Genomic DNA, 17,803 nt, shown 5'->3' with positions numbered 1-17,803 from the left:
CCATGCCGCACGACCACGACCACTGCAACCACCTGCCCGGCGAAGCCTGTTCCGGCGACCACGTGCACGACACCGCGCCGCGCCTGGTGCCGCCGCCGCTGTCGCTGTACGTGCACCTGCCGTGGTGCGTGCGCAAATGCCCGTACTGCGATTTCAACTCGCACCAGGCCAAGGGCGAGCTGCCGTTCGAGGCCTACATCGACGCCCTGCTGCGCGACCTCGACCAGGACCTGCCCCTGGTCTGGGGCCGGGTGGTGCACAGCGTGTTCTTCGGTGGCGGTACGCCCAGCCTGTTCCCGCCGGAAGCGATCGACCGCTTCCTGCAGCAGGCCAGCGCACGCCTGCGCTTTGCCCCCAATGCCGAGATCACCCTGGAAACCAACCCGGGCACCGCCGAGCACGGTCGCTTCGACCGCTACCGCGCGGCCGGCGTGAACCGCCTCAGCTTCGGCATCCAGAGCTTCGACGATGCCGCACTGAAGCGCCTGGGCCGCATCCATGACAGTGGCGAAGCCGAGCGCGCGGTGAAGATGGCGCAGGACGCCGGCTACGACAATTTCAACATCGACCTGATGTACGCGCTGCCGGAACAGACCCTGGCCGGTGCCGAGGCCGACCTGGAGCGCGCCTTCGCACTGCAGCCGGCACACATCTCGCACTACCAGCTGACCCTGGAACCGAACACCGTGTTCTTCGCGCGGCCGCCGCAGGGCATCCCCGACGAGGACAGCGCCTGGGACATGCAGGAGCACTGCCAGGCGCTGCTGGCGCAGGCCGGTTTCGGCCAGTACGAAGTGAGTGCCTATGCCCGCCCCGGCCGGCAGAGCGCGCACAACCTGAACTACTGGCGCTTCGGCGATTACCTGGGCATCGGCGCCGGCGCGCACGGCAAGATCAGCTCCGGTGCCGAGGAACACGTGCTGCGGCGCTGGAAGCTCAAGCACCCGCAGGCCTACATGGACAGCGCCGGCAGCCCGGCCTCGTTCGGTGGCGACGAAGTGATCGCCGCCGACCGCCTGCCCTTCGAGTACATGCTGAACCTGCTGCGCCTGCACGAGGGCTTCGGCCTGCGCGATTTCGAATCGCGCACCGGCCTGCCGCGCAGCGTGCTGGACGCATCGCTGGCCGAGGCCGTGCAGCGCGGCTGGCTGGAGGTGAGCGGCGACCACGTGCGGCCGACCGAACTGGGCCTCCGCTTCACCAACGATGTGGTGAGCCTGTTTCTGGAGGAATGATCTTCCGGTGATACGTCCGCCGGGCATGGCCCGGCGCTACCGGATGCCCTCGGGTAGCGCCGGGCCATGCCCGGCGGCTGGCGCCTTCACCTGCCAGACGGTAGATTCCCATGTTGATTCGCGGGAATCCCGGAACTGCACCCGATGTCTGCCGCTTTCCCCTTTGCCACCCCTGACAGCGCGCGCTTGGCCGCCGCAGACCTGCCCCCCCGCGTGCGCGAGCTGCTGGGTGAACTGCTGGTGCTGTGCCGCCATGTGCTGACCGCGCCGCTCATCCTTACCGTGGAAGCGGCCGAACAGGCGTTGCTGCACGATTCCGACCGCGCACGCAATCCGCAGATGCAGGCCGAGCTGCTGACACAGCGTGGCCAGCTGCACGCGTTTGCCGGCACCTTCTGCGACCGCATGCTCGATACGCTGGCCGACAGCCTGGTGCAGCTGCGTGCGCCGCAGGACACCGCGCCGCCGAGCGTGCCCGCTCGCCCGCAGGGCTTGCTGGGCCTGTCGCTGGTGGATGACCACGAAGTGGACCGCAACCTGGTACTGACCGAAATGGTGCGCCGGGAAAACCAGCGCTCGGGCAATGCCCTGAACCTGCTCGGCCAGCGCCTTGCAGTGCTGGCCGCCGCCCCGGCGTTCGACAACGACACCCTGCCGCTGGCGCCGCAGGCGCTGTGCACCCTGGTGCGGCGCCTGGCCGAACAGGATGGGCTGAGCGCGGAACTGCAGCTGGCGCTCTATCGCAGCTTCGAACGCCAGCTGCTGGAACGCCTCGGCGATGTCCTGGAGCGCGCCAACACCCTGCTGGCCCAGCACGGCGTGCTGCCGGGCCTGGTCTACACCCCGTACCTGGCGCGCTCGTCCAGCACCCGCCGCATCATCACCCAGTCCGTTGGCGGTGGCCGCGCGACGCAGCCTGCACCGCGTTCGGCCGAGCCGTTGACCGGCTGGGGCAGCTCCGGCCGCGCGGGTTCGTGGTCGGCGCTGATGCAGAACGCCTTCGCCGACACCGTGCCGCCGGGTGCGGTCAACCCGGAACTGACCACGCCCCCGGCCAACCTGCTGCACGACCTGCTGCAGCAGGCGCGGCACGCCGCGCCGATGGCCATCGAACCGCCGTCAGTGCCCAGTGGCCTGGTGGATGCCGTGCTGGCGCGCCTGCAGGCACAGGCCGGTGCTGCCACCAGCATCACCGACCTGCAGACCGCGGTGACCGCGCAGCTGCGCAGCGAGCACGGTGCGCAGGCCCAGCTGGCCAGCCATGACCGCGACCACCTGGACCTGCTGCGCCTGTTGCTGCAGCAGGTGCAGCAGCAACAGCGCCCCGACCCCGTGCCGGCCGCCCTGCTGGCCCGCCTGCAGGTGCCGCTGGCACGCGCGGCGATGGCCGACCCTGCCTTCTTCGTGCACGACGAACACCCCGCCCGCGAACTGCTCAACACCATCGCCGAAGCCGGTGCCAACTGGCTGGGAGACGACGATGTGGACCCGCAGCTGATGCAGCGACTGGCGCAGAGCGTGCAGGGACTGCTGGGCGAGGACGCGCGTACGCCGGAAGCGTTCGCTGCGGCCAATGAAGACATCCAGCAGCACCAGCGCGCCGCCGCGCATCGCGCCGAGCTGGCCGAACGCCGTCATGTGGAAGCAGCACGTGGCAAGGAGCGGTTGGCCTTGGCCCGCCGCGAAGCCAGCGCGCAGATCGACCAGCAATGCCAGGCACAGGCGCCGCCGCGCTTCGTGCAGACCCTGCTGCGCGAGGCCTGGGCCGACGCGCTGACCCTGACCCGGCTGCGCCACGGCGATGACTCGGCGCAGTGGCAGGAGCGCCTGCAGCAGACCGAACGCATTGCCGTAGTCACCGCCGCGCCCGCCGGGGCCGACAGCGTGCCCGACGCGCCGCTGGCCGCGGAAGTGGAAGCGGCCCTGCTGCAGGTCGGCTACCACCCCGAGGAAGCCTCGGCGGTCGCCCGCCGCCTGGCTACGCCCGGCGGCGAGGACGAGCACACCTCGCGCACCGAACTCAGTGCACGCTTGAAGGCGCGCGCGCGGCTGGGCGAGCATGCAGCGGGCAGCACCCGCACCCACGACGCCGCACCGCGCAGCGCGGCCGAGCAGGCCTGCCATGAGCAGCTGACCCACCTGCCCTTCGGCAGCTGGTTCGACCTCGCCGACGAGGACGGCGGCGTGCGCCGCCAGCGCCTGTCCTGGTACAGCCTGCTGACCGGCCATGTGCTGTTCGTCAATCCACGCGGGCAGAAAAGCAGCGAGACCGACCTGGATACGCTGGCCCGGCAGATGGCCGCAGGCCGGGCGCAGCTGGTCACCGAAGAAAAAGGCCGCCTGGTCGACCGTGCGTGGCAGGCCAGCCTGTCTGCCCTGCGCGCGTTGGCCGGTCGTCGCCAGGAGCCTGACGCATGAGCCAGCTACCGCCGCAGGACACCCGCCGCGCGCCCCGCCGCCAGGTGTCCGACCTGGTCCCGGTCACCGACCAGATGCGCGACAGCGTGGTCGGCCGGCTGGGCAATGTTTCCGAAACCGGCATGCTGATGCTGGCCAGCCAGCCGCTGCGCGACGACGCGCTGTACCAGCTGCGCTTCCCACTGCCGCTGGGCGACGGCCGCAGCGCGGCCATCGATGTGGGCGTGCACCTGCTGTGGAGCGAGCCGGCGCATGCCCCGGGGCAGAGCTGGGCCGGTTTCCGTTTCCTCACTTTGTCGCGCGAACACCGGCAGCTGCTGCGTGCCTGGATCGGCGAGGACAGCGACGAGGCGCCGGTTTCGACAGGCTGAGTGCCGGTTCCTGCACAGCGGTTTTTTGCGGTATGCGGCAGAATCTAGGGCCGTTTTCCGTGTCGAGCCACCGCAATGATCCAGCAAGACCCTGGCGCCCTGTATTCCGACCACCTGGCCGTGCTGTGCCGACGCGCCGAACAGGCGCTGGCCCGCGGCGGCTTCGACCACCTGGTGGTGCCCAGCGGCACCCTGCACTACCAGATGTTCGACGATCGCGATTACCCGTACGCGGTGAACCCGCAGTTCAAGGCGTGGCTGCCGCTCACCCGCGTGCCCAACAGCTGGGTGGTGTTCACCCCGGGCAAGCGTCCGGCGGTGATCTTCCACCAGCCGTTCGATTACTGGCACGTAGTGCCCGACGCCCCCAGCGGCTGGTGGGTGGAGCACTTCGACATCCACATCATCCGCAAGCCTGAAGAGGCGCTGGCCCTGCTGCCCGCCGATCCGTCGCGCTGCGCGATCCTCGGCGAGCCGCAGAGCGCGCTGGGCGCCTACGTGCCGAACAACCCGGCGCCGGTGGTGAACCATCTGGAATGGCACCGCGCCTACAAGACCCCGTATGAAATCGCACTGATGCGCCAGGCGCAGGTGCTGGGCGTGCGCGGCCATCGTGCTGCCGAGGCGGCATTCCGCAATGGCGCCGATGAGTTCAACATCCACATGGCCTACTGCCAGGCCGTGGGCCAGGATGCCCACGAGCTGCCGTACGGCAACATCGTTGCGCTGAACGAGCACGCCGCGGTGCTGCACTATACCGAACTGGGCCGCACCGCACCGCAGCCGCTGCGCAGCTTCCTGATCGATGCCGGTGCCAGCGCGTACGGCTACGCCAGCGACATCACCCGTACCTACGCGGCCAAGGGCCATGACGAATTCGCGGCGATGATCGAGGCCGTTGATGCTGCCCAGCAGCAGATGTGCGCGGCGGTGCGCGCCGGCTTCGACTACAAGCAGCTGCACGTGGATGCGCATCTGTCGCTGATGGGCGTGCTGAAGGACTTCGGCGTCATCAAGGTCTCGCCGCAGACCGCGCTGGAAACCGGCGTCAGCGCCGCGTTCTTCCCGCACGGCATCGGCCACCTGATCGGCCTGCAGGTGCACGACGTGGCCGGTTTCGCGGCCAGTGAGGAAGGCGGCCGCATCGAGCGCCCGGCCGGCCATCCCTACCTGCGCCTGACCCGCGTGCTGGAACCGGGCATGGTGGTGACCATCGAACCGGGCCTGTACTTCATCGACATGCTGCTGGACGAAGTGAAGGCTGCCGGCCATGGCGATGCGGTCAACTGGGACCGTGTGGACTTCTTCCGCCCGTATGGCGGCATCCGCATCGAGGACGAAGTGCTGTGCACCGAGGGCGAAGCGGACAACCTGACGCGGCCGGAGTTTGCGGCAGCCAACGGCTGAGCCCCTCGTGGCTGGGCGCGGGTGCGGCGGGATTACTGACGCCCGGAGAACAATGTAGAGCCCAGCCATGCTCGGCTGCTTTTCGCCAGGAAATTCCTGCGCTTCGCGCGTAAGCCGAGCATGGCTCGGCTCTACAGAAAAGCGGTATCCATGCATGGCATGGATCTACTGCGTTGCCTCAACCCGCCATCACCGCTTCGATACTGACGCCTGGCCGGGCCGGCCCAACCACGTAGAACACTGTAGAGCCGAGCCATGCTCGGCTGCTTTTCGCCAGGAAATTCCTGCGCTTCGCGCGTAAGCCGAGCATGGCTCGGCTCTACAGAAAAGCGGTATCCACGCATGGCGTGGATCTACTGCGTTGCCTCAACCCGCCATCACCGCTTCAATCTCGTCCGCACTCCGCGCCAGCCCTTCGGTCAGCACGCGATGGCCGTCATCGGTGATCAGCACATCATCCTCGGTACGGATGCCGATCCCGCGCCAACGCGGTTCCACCGTCGTGTCATCCGCGCCGATGTACAGGCCCGGCTCGATGGTGAAGGCCATTCCCGGTTCCAGCAGGCGCGAATCGCCGGCCAGGCGGTAATCGCCCACGTCGTGCACGTCCAGGCCGATCCAGTGCCCGGTCTTGTGCCGGTAGAAACGCTGGTACAGGCCCTCGGCCAGGTTCTTCTCCAGCGTGCCCTTCAGCAGGCCCAGCCGCAGCAGGCCTTCGGTAAGCGTCTGCACTGCCGCCAGGTGACCGGTCTCGTAGGCCACGCCCGGCCTGGCCTGCGCAAGCGCTGCCGCCTGCGCCTCGCCCACCAGGTCATGCAGCGCGCGCTGCTCGGCACTGAAGCGACCGTTCACCGGGAACGTGCGGGTGATGTCGCTGGCGTAGCCGCGGTACTCGGCACCGGCATCGATCAGCACCAGCTCGCCATCGCGCGAACGCGCGTTGTTGTCGCGGTAATGCAGGATGCAGCCGTTGCGGCCCGCACCAACGATGCTGCTGTAGGCCGGCACCGCATCGCTGGCGCGGAACACGCGTTCCAGCTCGGCCTGCAGCTCGTACTCGTGGATGCCCGCCTTCGCCGCCCGCATCGCGGCCAGGTGCGCACGCACGCTGATCTGCGCGGCGTGGTGCATCAGCGCCACTTCCGCGCCGGATTTGAACAGGCGCTGCTCATGCAGCAGGTGGCCCAGTTCCAGGAACTCATGCGGCGGCTGCGCGCCGTGGCGCACCTGCGAACGCACGCGGTTGACCCAGCCGATCAGCTTCAGGTCGAAATCCGCGTCGCGGCCGAAGTGGTAATAGACGCGCGAACGCCCTTCCAGCAGGCCCGGCAGGATGTCGTCCAGGTCATCGATCGGGTACGCATCGTCCATGCCGTACTGCGCCACCGCCCCGTCCTGGCCGGCGCGACCGCCGTCCCAGGCTTCGCGTTCGGCATCGCGCTCGCGGCAGAACAGGATGGCCTCGCCGTGGGGGCGGCCGGGAATCAGCACCAGCACCGCTTCCGGTTCCGGGAAGCCGCTCAGGTACTGGAAGTCCGAGTCCTGCCGGTACGGGTAATGGGTATCCAGGCTGCGCACCTTTTCCGATGCGGCCGGCAGCACCAGGATCGCGTCGTCGCCCGCCATGTCCATCAGCTGGCGGCGGCGACGCTTGTACTCGCCGGCCGCGATGCCGGTGCGCTGCTTGATATCCATCAGTTCAAGCGCTGGCGGTGGCGCGCGGCCAGCACCACGTCACCGTGCAGCAGCAGCACCGCCACGCGGATGAACTCCTCGATCTCGGACAGGGCTTCGTCGTCGTCCTCGCCCCCGGCCTCGAAATCTTCGCTGGAGGCACGGGCCAGGCTGGCCATGTCGGTCAGCGCCTCCTCGCCCTCTTCGGACAGGGTCGGGCGGCGGCCGCCGCTGCCAAGGCCAAAGCCACCGAGGAAACTGCGGGTCCAGGCGAACATCGCGTCGGCCTGCGCGGCCACGTCGTCGTTGTCGGTCAGCAGCAGTTCGAAGGCGAAGTCGCGGTCTTCCAGCTGCTTGATGGTGGCTTCCAGCAGCTGCGCCAGCGCACTGCCAGCAGCAACCGGGGCCAGGTTGTCGTCGGCCAGCACGCGGGCCGGCCAGTCATTGCCGGGGGCGCCGCCGGCGGCCAGCCAGCCGCACAGGCCGCCATGCAGCTCGGCAGCGGTCGCGCCCAGGCCCAGTTCCTGGCTGGCGCGGGAAACGTCGTCGACGGAGGGAAGTTCGGTCATCGTGCGGCTCGTTCGTAAGGGAAACCCGGGGCGCGCACGCGCGCGCCCGTGAGCCCGGTAGTGTAGCAACCCAACCGGGTCCTCCCCGTGGCAGCCCGGCCCTGCTGCGGCAACGCTTGACCGCCCTTGCCCGGCTTGCCTATCGTGCGGCATGGAACCCGCCGACCCCCTTGCCCAGTTGCAGGCCTTCGCCGCCCGCGTGGAAGCGTTGCTTGAACGCAACCAGCGCCTGGCCGAGGAGAACCGCAGCCTGCGCCACCAGCAGGAACAGCTGGTGACCGAGCGTTCGACGCTGCTGGCCAAGAACGAGCAGGCCCGCTCGCGGGTGGAAGCGATGATCAGCCGGCTCAAATCCCTGGAGCAGCACACATGAGCGCCGAACCGGTCAGTGTCCGCATCCTCGATCGTGAATACACGGTGGGCGTCGGTGGCGATGAGCGCGACAGCCTGATGGCCGCCGCGCGCCTGCTGGATGCGCGCATGCGCGAGATCCGTGGCAGCAACCGCATGGCCGCGGTCGACCGCGTGGCCGTGCTGGCCGCGCTCAACCTGGCCCACGAGCTGCAGCTGCTGCGCGATGAGAACGCCCGCCAGGCGGTGGCCCTGCAGCAGACGCTGGCCGATCTGAACCGGCGGCTGGACCGGGCGATCGACAGCAGCACGTGAAGATCGCGCGCAGTGCGTCTTTTCATAGCTGAATTAGCACGTACTGTTGCCGACGAACGGCCTATCCAGGTCCTGCGCGCTGGCTATAATGGCAACGCGTTCTCTGCGGTACTCGACGGCATGTGCAAACATTCGCCTTGTCCCTTAAGAACGACACCGGGAGCGCGACAGCGCCGGGAGTGCAGGTCCGCCTTGTAGCGGGAAGCCCGATGGTTCTCCAGCGTTCCCACTTGAGCCCCCGGGTTCAAGGTCGTTTCGCATGCATCGACATTGCGGAGAATGCAATATTCCAGCAAGGGCGGCGTCTTCGGGCGTCGCCCTTGTTCTTTCCGGCACAATGACGGCTGTTCCCCCGCCGCACGCTGCCATGACCGACCCGCGCCAGGCCCTGCGCCACGACCTGCGGCAACGCCGCCGTGATCTTTCCGCGCCCGCGCGCATCGCCGCCGCCGAATCGCTGGCCGATGCCCTGCTCGCCCTGCCCTTCGCCCCGCGCTCCGGCCCGGTGGCCGGCTACTGGGCGCTGGATGGCGAGATCGCCCTGCACCGTTGGCAGCTGCAGCTGCCCGAAGGCCTGACCTACTGCCTGCCGGTGCTGGCCGGCGAAGTGCTGCGCTTCGCGCCGTGGGGCCCCGGCCAGCCGCTGACCAGCAACCGCTACGGCATTCCGGAACCGGACGTGGCCCTGGAAGACACTTTGGAACCGGCGCAGATGGCGCTGGTGGTGACCCCGCTGGTCGGCTTTGACAGCCACTGCCGGCGGCTGGGCATGGGGGGCGGCTGGTATGATCGCAGCTTCGCCTTCCGCCACGGCCGGCCGGCGCCGCCCTGGCTGGTCGGTGCTGCGTTCGCGGTGCAGCAGGTCGAGTCCTTGCCGGTGGCGTCGTGGGACGTGCCGGTGGATGCGATCTGCACCGAAGACGGCACCCTGCTCCCCTCCGCTGCCCCCGTGAACGCATGACCGCCCGCAAGCGCTATTGGCTGATGAAGTCCGAACCGGACGCTTTTTCCATCGATGACCTGGCCAAGGTGAAGGTCGAGCCCTGGAACGGGGTGCGCAACTACCAGGCGCGCAACTTCATGCGCGATGGCATGCAGGTCGGCGATGGCATCCTGTTCTACCACTCCAATACCAAGGTGCCGGGCATCGTCGGCCTGGCCACGGTGGCCAGCGCGGTCTACCCGGATGACACCCAGTTCGACCCGAAATCCGACTATCACGACCCCAGGAGCACGCGCGAAAACCCGCGCTGGATGCTGGTGGACGTGGCTTTCGAGCGCAAGCTGAAGCAGGTGATCGCGCTGGACGAGATCAAGCTGCACGCCGACGAGCTCGGCGAGGGCTTCCCGCTGGTTGCCAAGGGCAACCGCCTGTCGGTGTTCCCGGTGACGGCCGCGCAGTGGAAGCTGCTGCTGTCGCTCGAAAAGAAATCCTGATTCCCTGCCTGAGAGTCCTCCCATGTCCGAAGCCAAGCGCCTGGCCGCCGAGAAAGCCATCGACTACGTCCAGGACGGCATGATCGTCGGCGTCGGCACCGGTTCCACCGTGGCCTACTTCATCGACGCCCTGGCCCGTATCCAGCGCCGCATCAAGGGCGCGGTGTCCAGTTCCGAACAGAGCACCGCCCGCCTGAAGCAGCACGGCATCGAGGTGATCGAACTGAACCACGCCGGCAGCCTGTCGCTGTACGTGGACGGCGCCGATGAGTGCGATACCAACAAGTGCCTGATCAAGGGCGGTGGCGCCGCGCTGACACGCGAGAAGATCATCGCCGAGGCCAGTGAGCGCTTCGTCTGCATCGTCGACCCGAGCAAGCAGGTGCCGGTGCTGGGCAGGTTCCCGCTGCCGGTGGAAGTGATCCCGATGGCGCGCAGCCTGGTGGCTCGCCAGATCCGCGACATGACCGGCGGCCAGCCGACTTGGCGCGAGGGCGTGGTGACCGACAACGGCAACCAGATCCTGGACATCCACCACCTGGAGATCACCGACCCGGAAAAGCTGGAGCGCGAGCTCAACCAGCTGCCGGGCGTGGTCTGCGTCGGCCTGTTCGCGCGCCGTCGCGCCGATGTGGTGATCGTCGGCGGCGAACCGCCGGTCGTGCTCTGATTTTGCCGAAGGACGCTGACATGTCGCTGCGCTCGCTGCTGATCCTCCCCCTGCTAGCCCTGACCGGCTGCGCCACCGATGCTGCCCGCCACTGGGTGGAGCTGGGCGGCGCCCGTTACCAGGTGGAGCTGGCCACCAATGATGAAACCCGCGCCCGCGGGCTGATGTTCCGCGACCAGATGCCGGCCGACAACGGCATGCTCTTCATCCACGACCGCGAAGAAATGCAGGCGTACTGGATGAAGAACACCAAGATCGCGCTGGACATCCTGTACTTCGACAGCGAGCGCAGGCTGGTCAGCCAGCAGCGCGATGTGCCGCCGTGCTCGGCCGGCGACATGTGCCCGCCCTACCCGAGCAGCGGCCCGGCGCGTTACGTGCTGGAGCTCAACGCCGGCCAGGCCGAGAAGCTGAAGCTGAAGGACGGCACGCCGCTGACTTTCGGCCCGGGCATCGAAAAATAAGGGTTGGCCGGGCTGCGCCCGGCACCCGCGGTCGGAACCCGGGGTCGGATCCCTTTCGCGCGCGAAAGGGCTCTGACCCCGCTTCTTCATGGCAATGTACTTTTCACGCCTCACCGCTTGAAACCGCCTGCGATTGCCGCCAGTCTGTGGCCATGCAGGACCGGATCACTCTCCCCGACTGGGATGCACTGGCCGACGTCGATGACGAGGCGCTGCCACTGTTGCCGACCGCGCTGCTGATCGCGCGCGATGAATACCCTGACCTGCAGCCCGGCGTGTACGACGCGCTGGTGCAGAGCCATGTCGACCACCTGCGCGCGGAAGTGGACACCATCGAGCGCTGGCCGCTGAAGATGGCCGCGGTCAACCGCCACCTGTTCGACGAACTGGGCTACAGCGGCGACCACCAGGAGTACTACGACCCGCGCAACAGCTACCTTAACCAGGTGTTCGAGCGCCGGCTGGGCAACCCGATCTCGCTGGCCCTGGTGCAGATGGAAGTCGCCCGGCGCCTGGGCATTCCGCTGGATGGCGTGTCCTTCCCCGGCCACTTCCTGGTACGCCTGCCGGTGGACGACGGGGTGCTGGTGATGGACCCGTTCAACGGCGGTCGCCCGCTGGATGTGGACGAACTGCGCGAGCGCGCCAAGTCACACTTGGGCGGGCAGGCCCCGGACGACCAGGTACTGGCGCAGATCCTCGACCCGGCGCCAGCCCGCGCAATCCTCATCCGCATGCTGCGCAACCTGCACGGCGTGTATGCCGAAGCCAGCGAGTGGGACCGTGCCGCGCGCAGTGCCGACCGCCTGCTGAAGCTGGCCCCGGAACAGGACGATGCCCTGCGCGACCGTGGCCTGGCCTACCTGCAGCTGGACTACGTGGCCGGTGCCCGCCACGACCTGGGCCAGTACCTGCGCCGCAACCCCGAGGCCAACGATGCGCAGTGGCTGCGCGAGAAGCTGATCGACCTCGGCGGGCCGATGCCGCGGCTGCATTGAATCACCGGTGTGCGGACCAACGGTCCGCACCTACCACAACGGTCCGCCCCCACAGGTAGCGCCGGGCCATGCCCGGCGGCCTTCGATCAATCGATCTCGACCATCTCGAAATCGTCCTTGGTCACCCCGCAGTCGGGGCAGGTCCAGGTCTCGGGAATGTCCTCCCAGCGCGTGCCCGGGGCGATGCCCTCTTCTGGCAGACCGTCCGCTTCACGGTAAATGAAGCCGCAGACCACGCACATCCAGGTACGCAAGGTGGTGGGGGGGGCGTCGCTCATCGGATAATCAGGGCTGGATTCACGGGCCGCCATTGTCCCATCGCGGCCCACTCACCGGTAGCCATCGATGACTTCTGCTTCCCCGGCGCCCCGCGGCGTCTACCTGATCACCCCGGATGAACCCGATACCGCACGCCTGCTGGCGCGCACGGCGCCGCTGCTGGCCGCCGGCGCCACCTGGCTGCAGTACCGCAACAAGACCGCCAGCGACGCGCTGCGCCAGGAACAGGCCACCGCCCTGCAGGCGCTGTGCGCCGCCCACGGCGTGCCGCTCATCATCAACGACGACCCGCAGCTGGCCTTGGCCGTGGGCGCGGCCGGCGTGCACCTGGGCGGCACCGACGGCGACATCCCCAGCGCGCGCGCCCTGCTCGGCCCGGCCGCCATCATCGGCGCGTCCTGCTACGACCAGCTGGCCAACGCCGAAAAGGCCGTGGCCGCCGGCGCCAGCTACGTGGCCTTCGGCGCCTTCTACCCCACCACCACCAAGGTCACCCGCAGCCGCGCCCACACCGACCTGCTGCGGCAAAGCGCCGCACTGGGTGTGCCGCGGGTGGCGATCGGCGGCCTGACGCCGGACAATGTCGGTCCCATCATCGATGCCGGCGCCGACCTGGTGGCCGTGGTCAGTGGCATCTATGCCGCGCAGGACCCGGTCGCGACCCAGCGCGCCTTCCTCGCCCAGTTCGCGTAACACGCAGGAAAGTCCCATGAACCACGACCAGTCCCACGCTCTGTTCTCCCGCGCCCAGCAGCTGCTGCCGGGTGGCGTCAATTCGCCGGTGCGCGCGTTCAAGTCCGTCGGCGGCGAGCCGTTCTTCGTCGAGCGCGCCGATGGCGCCTACCTGTACGACGTCGACGGCAACCGTTACATCGACTACGTCGGTTCCTGGGGCCCGATGATCGTTGGCCACAACCACCCGGCCGTGCGCCAGGCAGTGAAGAAGGCCATCGACAACGGCCTGTCCTTCGGCGCGCCCTGTGCGGCCGAAGTGACCATGGCCGAAACCATCACCCGCCTGGTGCCGTCCTGCGAGATGGTGCGCATGGTCAACTCGGGCACCGAGGCCACGCTGTCGGCCATCCGCCTGGCCCGGGGCGCCACCGGCCGCAACCGCATCGTCAAGTTCGAGGGCTGCTACCACGGCCATGGCGATTCGTTCCTGGTCAAGGCCGGCAGCGGCATGCTGACCCTGGGCGTGCCGACCTCGCCGGGCGTGCCGGCCGGCCTGAGCGAGCTGACCCTGACCCTGCCCTACAACGACTTCGACGCCGCCACCGCGCTGTTCGAAGCGCAGGGCAGCGACATCGCCGGCCTCATCATCGAACCGGTGGTGGGCAACGCCAACTGCATCCCGCCGCGCGACGGCTACCTGCAGCACCTGCGCGCGCTGTGCACGCAATACGGCGCGCTGCTGATCTTCGATGAAGTGATGACCGGCTTCCGCGTGGCCCTGGGCGGCGCGCAGGCGCACTACGGCATCACCCCGGACCTGAGCACCTTCGGCAAGATCATCGGCGGCGGCATGCCGGTCGGCGCCTACGGTGGCCGCCGCGAGCTGATGCAGCAGATCGCCCCGGCCGGCCCGATCTACCAGGCCGGCACGCTGAGCGGCAACCCGGTGGCGATGGCCGCCGGCCTGGCGATGCTGGAACTGGTCTCGCAGCCGGGCTTCCACGACGACCTGGCCGCGCGCACGGCGCGTCTGTGCGAAGGCCTGGAAGCGGCCGCCGCCGAAGCCGGCGTGGCCGTGACCACCACTCGCGTGGGTGCGATGTTCGGCCTGTTCTTCACCGGCGAAAAAGTGGAGACCTATGCACAGGCCACCGCCTGTGACATCCCGGCGTTCAACCGCTTCTTCCACGCGATGCTGGACCAGGGCGTGTTCCTGGCGCCGTCGGCCTACGAGGCCGGTTTCATGTCCAGCGCGCACGACGATGCCGTGATCGAAGCCACCCTGGCCGCCGCCCGCATTGCGTTCAAGGCCGCCAAGGGCTGAGCCCTGCTCTGGTAGGTGCCAACCTTGGTTGGCACTGCCGCATCTGGTGGGTGCCAACCTTGGTTGGCACGCGTGCAGTCGAGCATGGCTCGACTCTACAAACGGCATCAACCGAAGACGAAGCTGCCCTTCATCATCGCGAAGTGGCCGGGGAACGAGCAGAAGAAGGTGTAATCGCCGCCCTTCTGCAGGCCCTTGGTCGAGAAATGCACGCGCGTGGTTTCGCCGCCGCCGATCACCTTGGTGTGCGCCAGCACGCGCTTGTCGGCCTTGGGCAGGTAGCTGTCGGCCAGGGTCATGCGCATGCCGGCCATCGCCACCGGCTGGTAATCGGCCGTGCGGGTCAGCACCCAGTTGTGGCCCATCGCCGTGGCTGCCAGCTTGCCGGTGTGGCGCAGGGTCAGGTCCACTTCGCTGCAGTCGGCAGCCACCTTGATCTGGCGTGTGCTGAAGCTCATCTGGTCGGTGCTGTCGATGCTCACCGCGCACACGCGCGCCATCGCCGACGGCGCCAGCATCAGCGCACCCAGTCCCACTGCCACCATCCAAGCCTTCATCGTTGCGTCTCCTGCGGGTTCACCGACCATTCTAGGCAGGGCCATGCGCCACCGGCTGCGACCGTCTGTCGCATGCACGCAGCAGAGAGTGTTCGCGCACCAACGGCAATGGCATGCTCAGGCGATGCGGATCGACCTGTTGCTGCTCGATGTGGATGGCGTGCTGGTGCAGTACCAGCGCGCGCAGCGCGTGCTGCATCTGGCACAGGCGCTGGATGTGAGCGCCGATGCCGTGCAGGCGGCGCTGTACGGCAGTGGGCTGGAAGCGGCACACGACAGCGGCGCGCTGGATGGCACGACCTATCTGGCGCGTCTTGGAGAACTGCTGGGCCGCACCGTGGATGCGCAGACCTGGATCGCCGCACGCCAGGCCGCCAGCCATCCGCAGGACGCGGTGCTGCAGCGCCTTGAACACCTGCAGATGCCGCTGGCAGTGCTGACCAACAACGGCGCGCTGATGGTGCAGGCGCTGCCCCAGCTGCTGCCGGGCCTGTTCCCGGCGCTGCACGGGCGGGTGTTCTGCAGTGCCGATTTCGGCCTGCGCAAACCGCAGCCGGCGGTGTTCCAGCGTGTGCTCGATGTGCTGCAGGTGGCACCTGCACACACGTTGTTCGTCGATGACCTGTTCGCCAACGTGCGCGGCGCACGCGCAGCCGGCCTGCACGCGGAAAGCGTGCGCGACGGGCGTGGGTTGGGGAAGGTGTTGAAGCGCTATGCAATCCTGTAGAGCCGAGCCCATGCTCGGCTTACGTGCAGCAGCCGAGCATGGGCTCGGCTCTACAGGGGTTCCCCTGCGCCGGGATCAGCGCGCGGCGATGAACGCGGCAACTGCCGCGCGCAGGCGCTTGAGGCCTTCGGCCACTTCTTCGTCGGTGATGTTCAGCGACGGGACGAAGCGCAGCACGTCCGGGCCGGCCTGCAGGGTCAGCAGCCCCTGGTCGGCAGCATGGTCGAGGATCGCACCGGCCTGGCCGGCGAAGGACGGGCTCAGCACCGCGCCCAGCATCAGGCCGCGGCCACGCACGCCACTGAACACGCCGAACTCTTCGCTGATGCGGTCAAAGCCATCGCGCAGCGCCTTCGACTGGCGGCTGACGTTGGCGGCGATCTCCGGCGAGGCCAGCTTGCGCAGGGCCACGCGGGCGACGGCCGCGGCCAGCGGGTTGCCACCGAAGGTAGTGCCGTGGGCGCCGAACTGCATGGTTTCGGCCACCTTCGGGCCGGCCAGCATCGCGCCGATCGGAAAGCCGCCGCCGAGGGCCTTGGCCAGGGTGACCATGTCCGGCACCACGTCATCCTGCCAGTGCGCGAACAGGGTGCCGGTGCGGCCCATGCCGGCCTGGATCTCGTCCAGCACCAGCAGGGCATCGTGCTGGTCGCACAGCTCGCGCACGCGCTTGAGGAAGCCGGGCTTGGCCGGCATCACGCCGCCCTCGCCCTGCACCGGTTCAAGCATGACCGCGGCAACGTCGCCGGCGGCCATCGCGGTTTCCAGCTGCACCTCATCGTTGAAGTCGATGTAGCGGAAACCACCGGGCAGCGGCTCGTAGCCTTCCTGGTACTTCGGCTGGGCGGTGGCGGTCACCGCGCCCATGGTGCGGCCGTGGAAGCTGCCGCGGAAGGTGATGATGACGCGCTTGTCGGCCGGGCGACCCTTGCTGGAGGCCCACTTGCGGACCATCTTGATCGCCACTTCGTTGGCTTCGGCGCCGGAATTGCACAGGAACACGCGCTCGGCGAAGCGGCTGGCCTGCACCAGTTCCTCGGCCAGGTGCAGCGGCGGCGCGCTGTAGAAAACGTTGCTGGTGTGCCACAGCTTGCCGGCCTGCTCGACCAGCGCAGCCACCAGGTCCGGGTCGTTATGGCCTAGGCCGCACACGGCGATGCCGGCGGCCAGGTCGATGAACTCGCGGCCCTGGCTGTCCCACACGCGGGCGCCCTGGCCTCGCTCCAACACCACCTGGCGGGGCTTGTACACCGGCAGGTAGTAGTGCGACAGGGAGATCAACGGGTCGGTAGCGGCGGTCATGGCGGTGAGCTGGTTTCGGGAATGCCCATTCTCGCCCCCCAGCCCCTGCGGCACAATGTGCGGATGCGCCCGTTTTCCGCCCCCAGCTGAACCCCGCCACCGCGTCCGGCTGGCGCCGCACCTGGTTCGACATCATCTACCGCCACGACACCCGGCCGTCGCGCAATTTCGACCTGATCCTGGTGGTGGCGATCATCGCCAGCATCGGGGTGGTGATGATCGACAGCGTGCAGCACCTGCACGTGGCGTGGTCGGACGGGCTGTACGTCATCGAGTGGGGCTTCACCGCCCTGTTCACGATCGAATACCTGCTGCGCCTGGCGGTGGTGAAGCGGCCGCTGCGCTACGCGGTCAGCATCTGGGGCATCATCGACCTGCTGTCGATCCTGCCTGCCTACCTGTCGCTGTTCATCCCCGGCGCGCAGAGCCTGCTGGTGGTGCGCGCGCTGCGCATCCTGCGGGTGTTCCGCATCCTCAAGCTGACCCGCTACATCGAGGAAAGCGGCATCCTGCTGCAATCGCTGTGGCGCAGCCGGCGCAAGATCCTGCTGTTCCTGTTCACGGTCATCACCATCACGATCATCGCCGGCACCCTGATGTACATCATCGAGGGCCCGGCGCATGGGTTCAGCAACATCCCGGCCAGCATGTACTGGGCGGTAGTGACCATGGCCACGGTCGGTTTCGGCGACATCGTGCCGCAGACCGTGCTCGGCCGTTTCGTCACCTCGGTGCTGATCCTGATCGGTTACAGCATCATCGCCGTGCCCACGGGCATCTACACCGCCGAACTGGCCAACACCATGCGCGATGCCGAGATGGCCGCGCGCCGGGATGCACGTGGCTGCCCGCAGTGCGGGCTGGAAGGCCACGAGCCCGACGCGCGCCATTGCCGCCGGTGCGGCAGTGCCCTGCCGGATATCTTCAACACGTAGATCCACGCCGTCCGGAACCAGTAGATCCACGCCATGCGTGGATGAGAGCACTGCACAGTGCGGACCAACGGTCCGCACCCACCAGAGTCGGTACC

General features: G+C 68.4%; 19 protein-coding genes, 1 other RNA gene and 1 pseudogene. 16 read left to right on the top strand and 5 right to left on the bottom strand.

What is annotated here, in order from left to right:
- Window positions 1–2 precede the first annotated feature (2 nt).
- From hemW to pepQ, 4 genes are all read left to right on the top strand, one after another.
- Complete coding sequence (hemW, locus tag FJU31_RS14930; protein ID WP_150455456.1) at window positions 3–1,235, top strand: radical SAM family heme chaperone HemW; 1,233 nt, start codon at window positions 3–5, stop codon at window positions 1,233–1,235.
- Window positions 1,236–1,379: 144 nt separating this feature from the next.
- Window positions 1,380–3,653 (top strand): DUF1631 family protein, encoded by a 2,274-nt coding sequence (locus tag FJU31_RS14925; RefSeq protein ID WP_150455443.1) that lies wholly within the window; start codon window positions 1,380–1,382, stop codon window positions 3,651–3,653.
- Complete coding sequence (locus tag FJU31_RS14920) at window positions 3,650–4,024, top strand: PilZ domain-containing protein (RefSeq protein ID WP_108769876.1); 375 nt, start codon at window positions 3,650–3,652, stop codon at window positions 4,022–4,024. Before FJU31_RS14925 ends, FJU31_RS14920 begins: the two co-directional genes overlap by 4 nt.
- A 75-nt stretch (window positions 4,025–4,099) precedes the next feature.
- On the top strand, window positions 4,100–5,431 hold the full coding sequence (gene pepQ, locus FJU31_RS14915; RefSeq protein ID WP_150455442.1) for a Xaa-Pro dipeptidase: 1,332 nt from the start codon (window positions 4,100–4,102) through the stop codon (window positions 5,429–5,431).
- Window positions 5,432–5,797: 366 nt separating this feature from the next.
- Here the strand turns inward: pepQ and FJU31_RS14910 are convergent, their stop codons facing one another.
- On the bottom strand, window positions 5,798–7,120 hold the full coding sequence (locus FJU31_RS14910) for an aminopeptidase P N-terminal domain-containing protein (RefSeq protein ID WP_150455455.1): 1,323 nt from the start codon (window positions 7,118–7,120) through the stop codon (window positions 5,798–5,800).
- Between the two features lie 5 nt (window positions 7,121–7,125).
- The gene (locus tag FJU31_RS14905) at window positions 7,126–7,674 is read right to left on the bottom strand and encodes a UPF0149 family protein (RefSeq protein ID WP_150455441.1); all 549 of its coding nucleotides are present in this window, start codon (window positions 7,672–7,674) and stop codon (window positions 7,126–7,128) included.
- A 151-nt stretch (window positions 7,675–7,825) separates the two neighbouring features.
- Between FJU31_RS14905 and FJU31_RS14900 the strand changes: the two genes are divergently transcribed.
- From FJU31_RS14900 to FJU31_RS14865, 8 genes are all read left to right on the top strand, one after another.
- Complete coding sequence (locus FJU31_RS14900) at window positions 7,826–8,047, top strand: TIGR02449 family protein (RefSeq protein WP_108769879.1); 222 nt, start codon at window positions 7,826–7,828, stop codon at window positions 8,045–8,047.
- Window positions 8,044–8,340 (top strand): cell division protein ZapA, encoded by a 297-nt coding sequence (locus FJU31_RS14895; RefSeq protein WP_108769880.1) that lies wholly within the window; start codon window positions 8,044–8,046, stop codon window positions 8,338–8,340. The genes FJU31_RS14900 and FJU31_RS14895 overlap by 4 nt, the downstream gene beginning before the upstream one ends.
- Window positions 8,341–8,437: 97 nt before the next feature.
- Window positions 8,438–8,623: non-coding RNA, 6S RNA (gene ssrS, locus FJU31_RS14890), on the top strand.
- A gap of 84 nt (window positions 8,624–8,707) precedes the next feature.
- Entirely contained in the window at window positions 8,708–9,301 is a 594-nt protein-coding gene (locus FJU31_RS14885; RefSeq protein WP_150455440.1) for a 5-formyltetrahydrofolate cyclo-ligase, read from the top strand.
- Entirely contained in the window at window positions 9,298–9,777 is a 480-nt protein-coding gene (locus FJU31_RS14880) for an EVE domain-containing protein (protein WP_150455439.1), read from the top strand. The genes FJU31_RS14885 and FJU31_RS14880 overlap by 4 nt, the downstream gene beginning before the upstream one ends.
- A gap of 22 nt (window positions 9,778–9,799) precedes the next feature.
- A complete protein-coding gene (gene rpiA / locus FJU31_RS14875) occupies window positions 9,800–10,447 on the top strand; it encodes a ribose-5-phosphate isomerase RpiA (RefSeq protein ID WP_150455438.1) in 648 nt (215 codons plus the stop codon).
- Between the two features lie 20 nt (window positions 10,448–10,467).
- Window positions 10,468–10,911 (top strand): DUF192 domain-containing protein, encoded by a 444-nt coding sequence (locus tag FJU31_RS14870; protein ID WP_150455437.1) that lies wholly within the window; start codon window positions 10,468–10,470, stop codon window positions 10,909–10,911.
- A 152-nt stretch (window positions 10,912–11,063) separates the two neighbouring features.
- Entirely contained in the window at window positions 11,064–11,909 is an 846-nt protein-coding gene (locus FJU31_RS14865) for a SirB1 family protein (protein WP_150455436.1), read from the top strand.
- An 86-nt stretch (window positions 11,910–11,995) separates the two neighbouring features.
- On the opposite strand, the gene FJU31_RS14860 is transcribed toward FJU31_RS14865, so the two are convergent.
- Entirely contained in the window at window positions 11,996–12,220 is a 225-nt protein-coding gene (locus FJU31_RS14860) for a rubredoxin (protein ID WP_150455435.1), read from the bottom strand.
- 34 nt (window positions 12,221–12,254) lie between these two features.
- Here FJU31_RS14860 and thiE point away from each other — a divergent pair, with 34 nt between their 5' ends.
- Window positions 12,255–12,881 (top strand): thiamine phosphate synthase, encoded by a 627-nt coding sequence (gene thiE / locus FJU31_RS14855; RefSeq protein WP_150455434.1) that lies wholly within the window; start codon window positions 12,255–12,257, stop codon window positions 12,879–12,881.
- Between the two features lie 16 nt (window positions 12,882–12,897).
- Window positions 12,898–14,187, top strand: a complete 1,290-nt coding sequence (gene hemL / locus FJU31_RS14850) for a glutamate-1-semialdehyde 2,1-aminomutase (RefSeq protein ID WP_150455433.1) — start codon at window positions 12,898–12,900, stop codon at window positions 14,185–14,187.
- Between the two features lie 107 nt (window positions 14,188–14,294).
- On the opposite strand, the gene azu is transcribed toward hemL, so the two are convergent.
- Window positions 14,295–14,744, bottom strand: a complete 450-nt coding sequence (azu, locus tag FJU31_RS14845) for an azurin (RefSeq protein WP_150455432.1) — start codon at window positions 14,742–14,744, stop codon at window positions 14,295–14,297.
- 124 nt (window positions 14,745–14,868) lie between these two features.
- Between azu and FJU31_RS14840 the strand changes: the two genes are divergently transcribed.
- The gene (locus FJU31_RS14840) at window positions 14,869–15,471 is read left to right on the top strand and encodes an HAD-IA family hydrolase (protein WP_150455431.1); all 603 of its coding nucleotides are present in this window, start codon (window positions 14,869–14,871) and stop codon (window positions 15,469–15,471) included.
- A gap of 75 nt (window positions 15,472–15,546) precedes the next feature.
- On the opposite strand, the gene FJU31_RS14835 is transcribed toward FJU31_RS14840, so the two are convergent.
- A complete protein-coding gene (locus tag FJU31_RS14835; protein WP_150455430.1) occupies window positions 15,547–16,773 on the bottom strand; it encodes an acetylornithine transaminase in 1,227 nt (408 codons plus the stop codon).
- A gap of 63 nt (window positions 16,774–16,836) precedes the next feature.
- Here FJU31_RS14835 and FJU31_RS14830 point away from each other — a divergent pair.
- Window positions 16,837–17,708, top strand: a pseudogene (locus tag FJU31_RS14830) (ion transporter).
- Window positions 17,709–17,803 lie beyond the last annotated feature (95 nt).

Origin of the sequence: Stenotrophomonas cyclobalanopsidis (genome assembly GCF_008710035.1) — a bacterium.
Classification (GTDB): Bacteria; Pseudomonadota; Gammaproteobacteria; order Xanthomonadales; family Xanthomonadaceae; genus Stenotrophomonas; species Stenotrophomonas cyclobalanopsidis.
The sequence above is the reverse complement of the archived record's forward strand: the minus strand, read 5'-3'. Positions and strand labels throughout refer to the sequence as shown.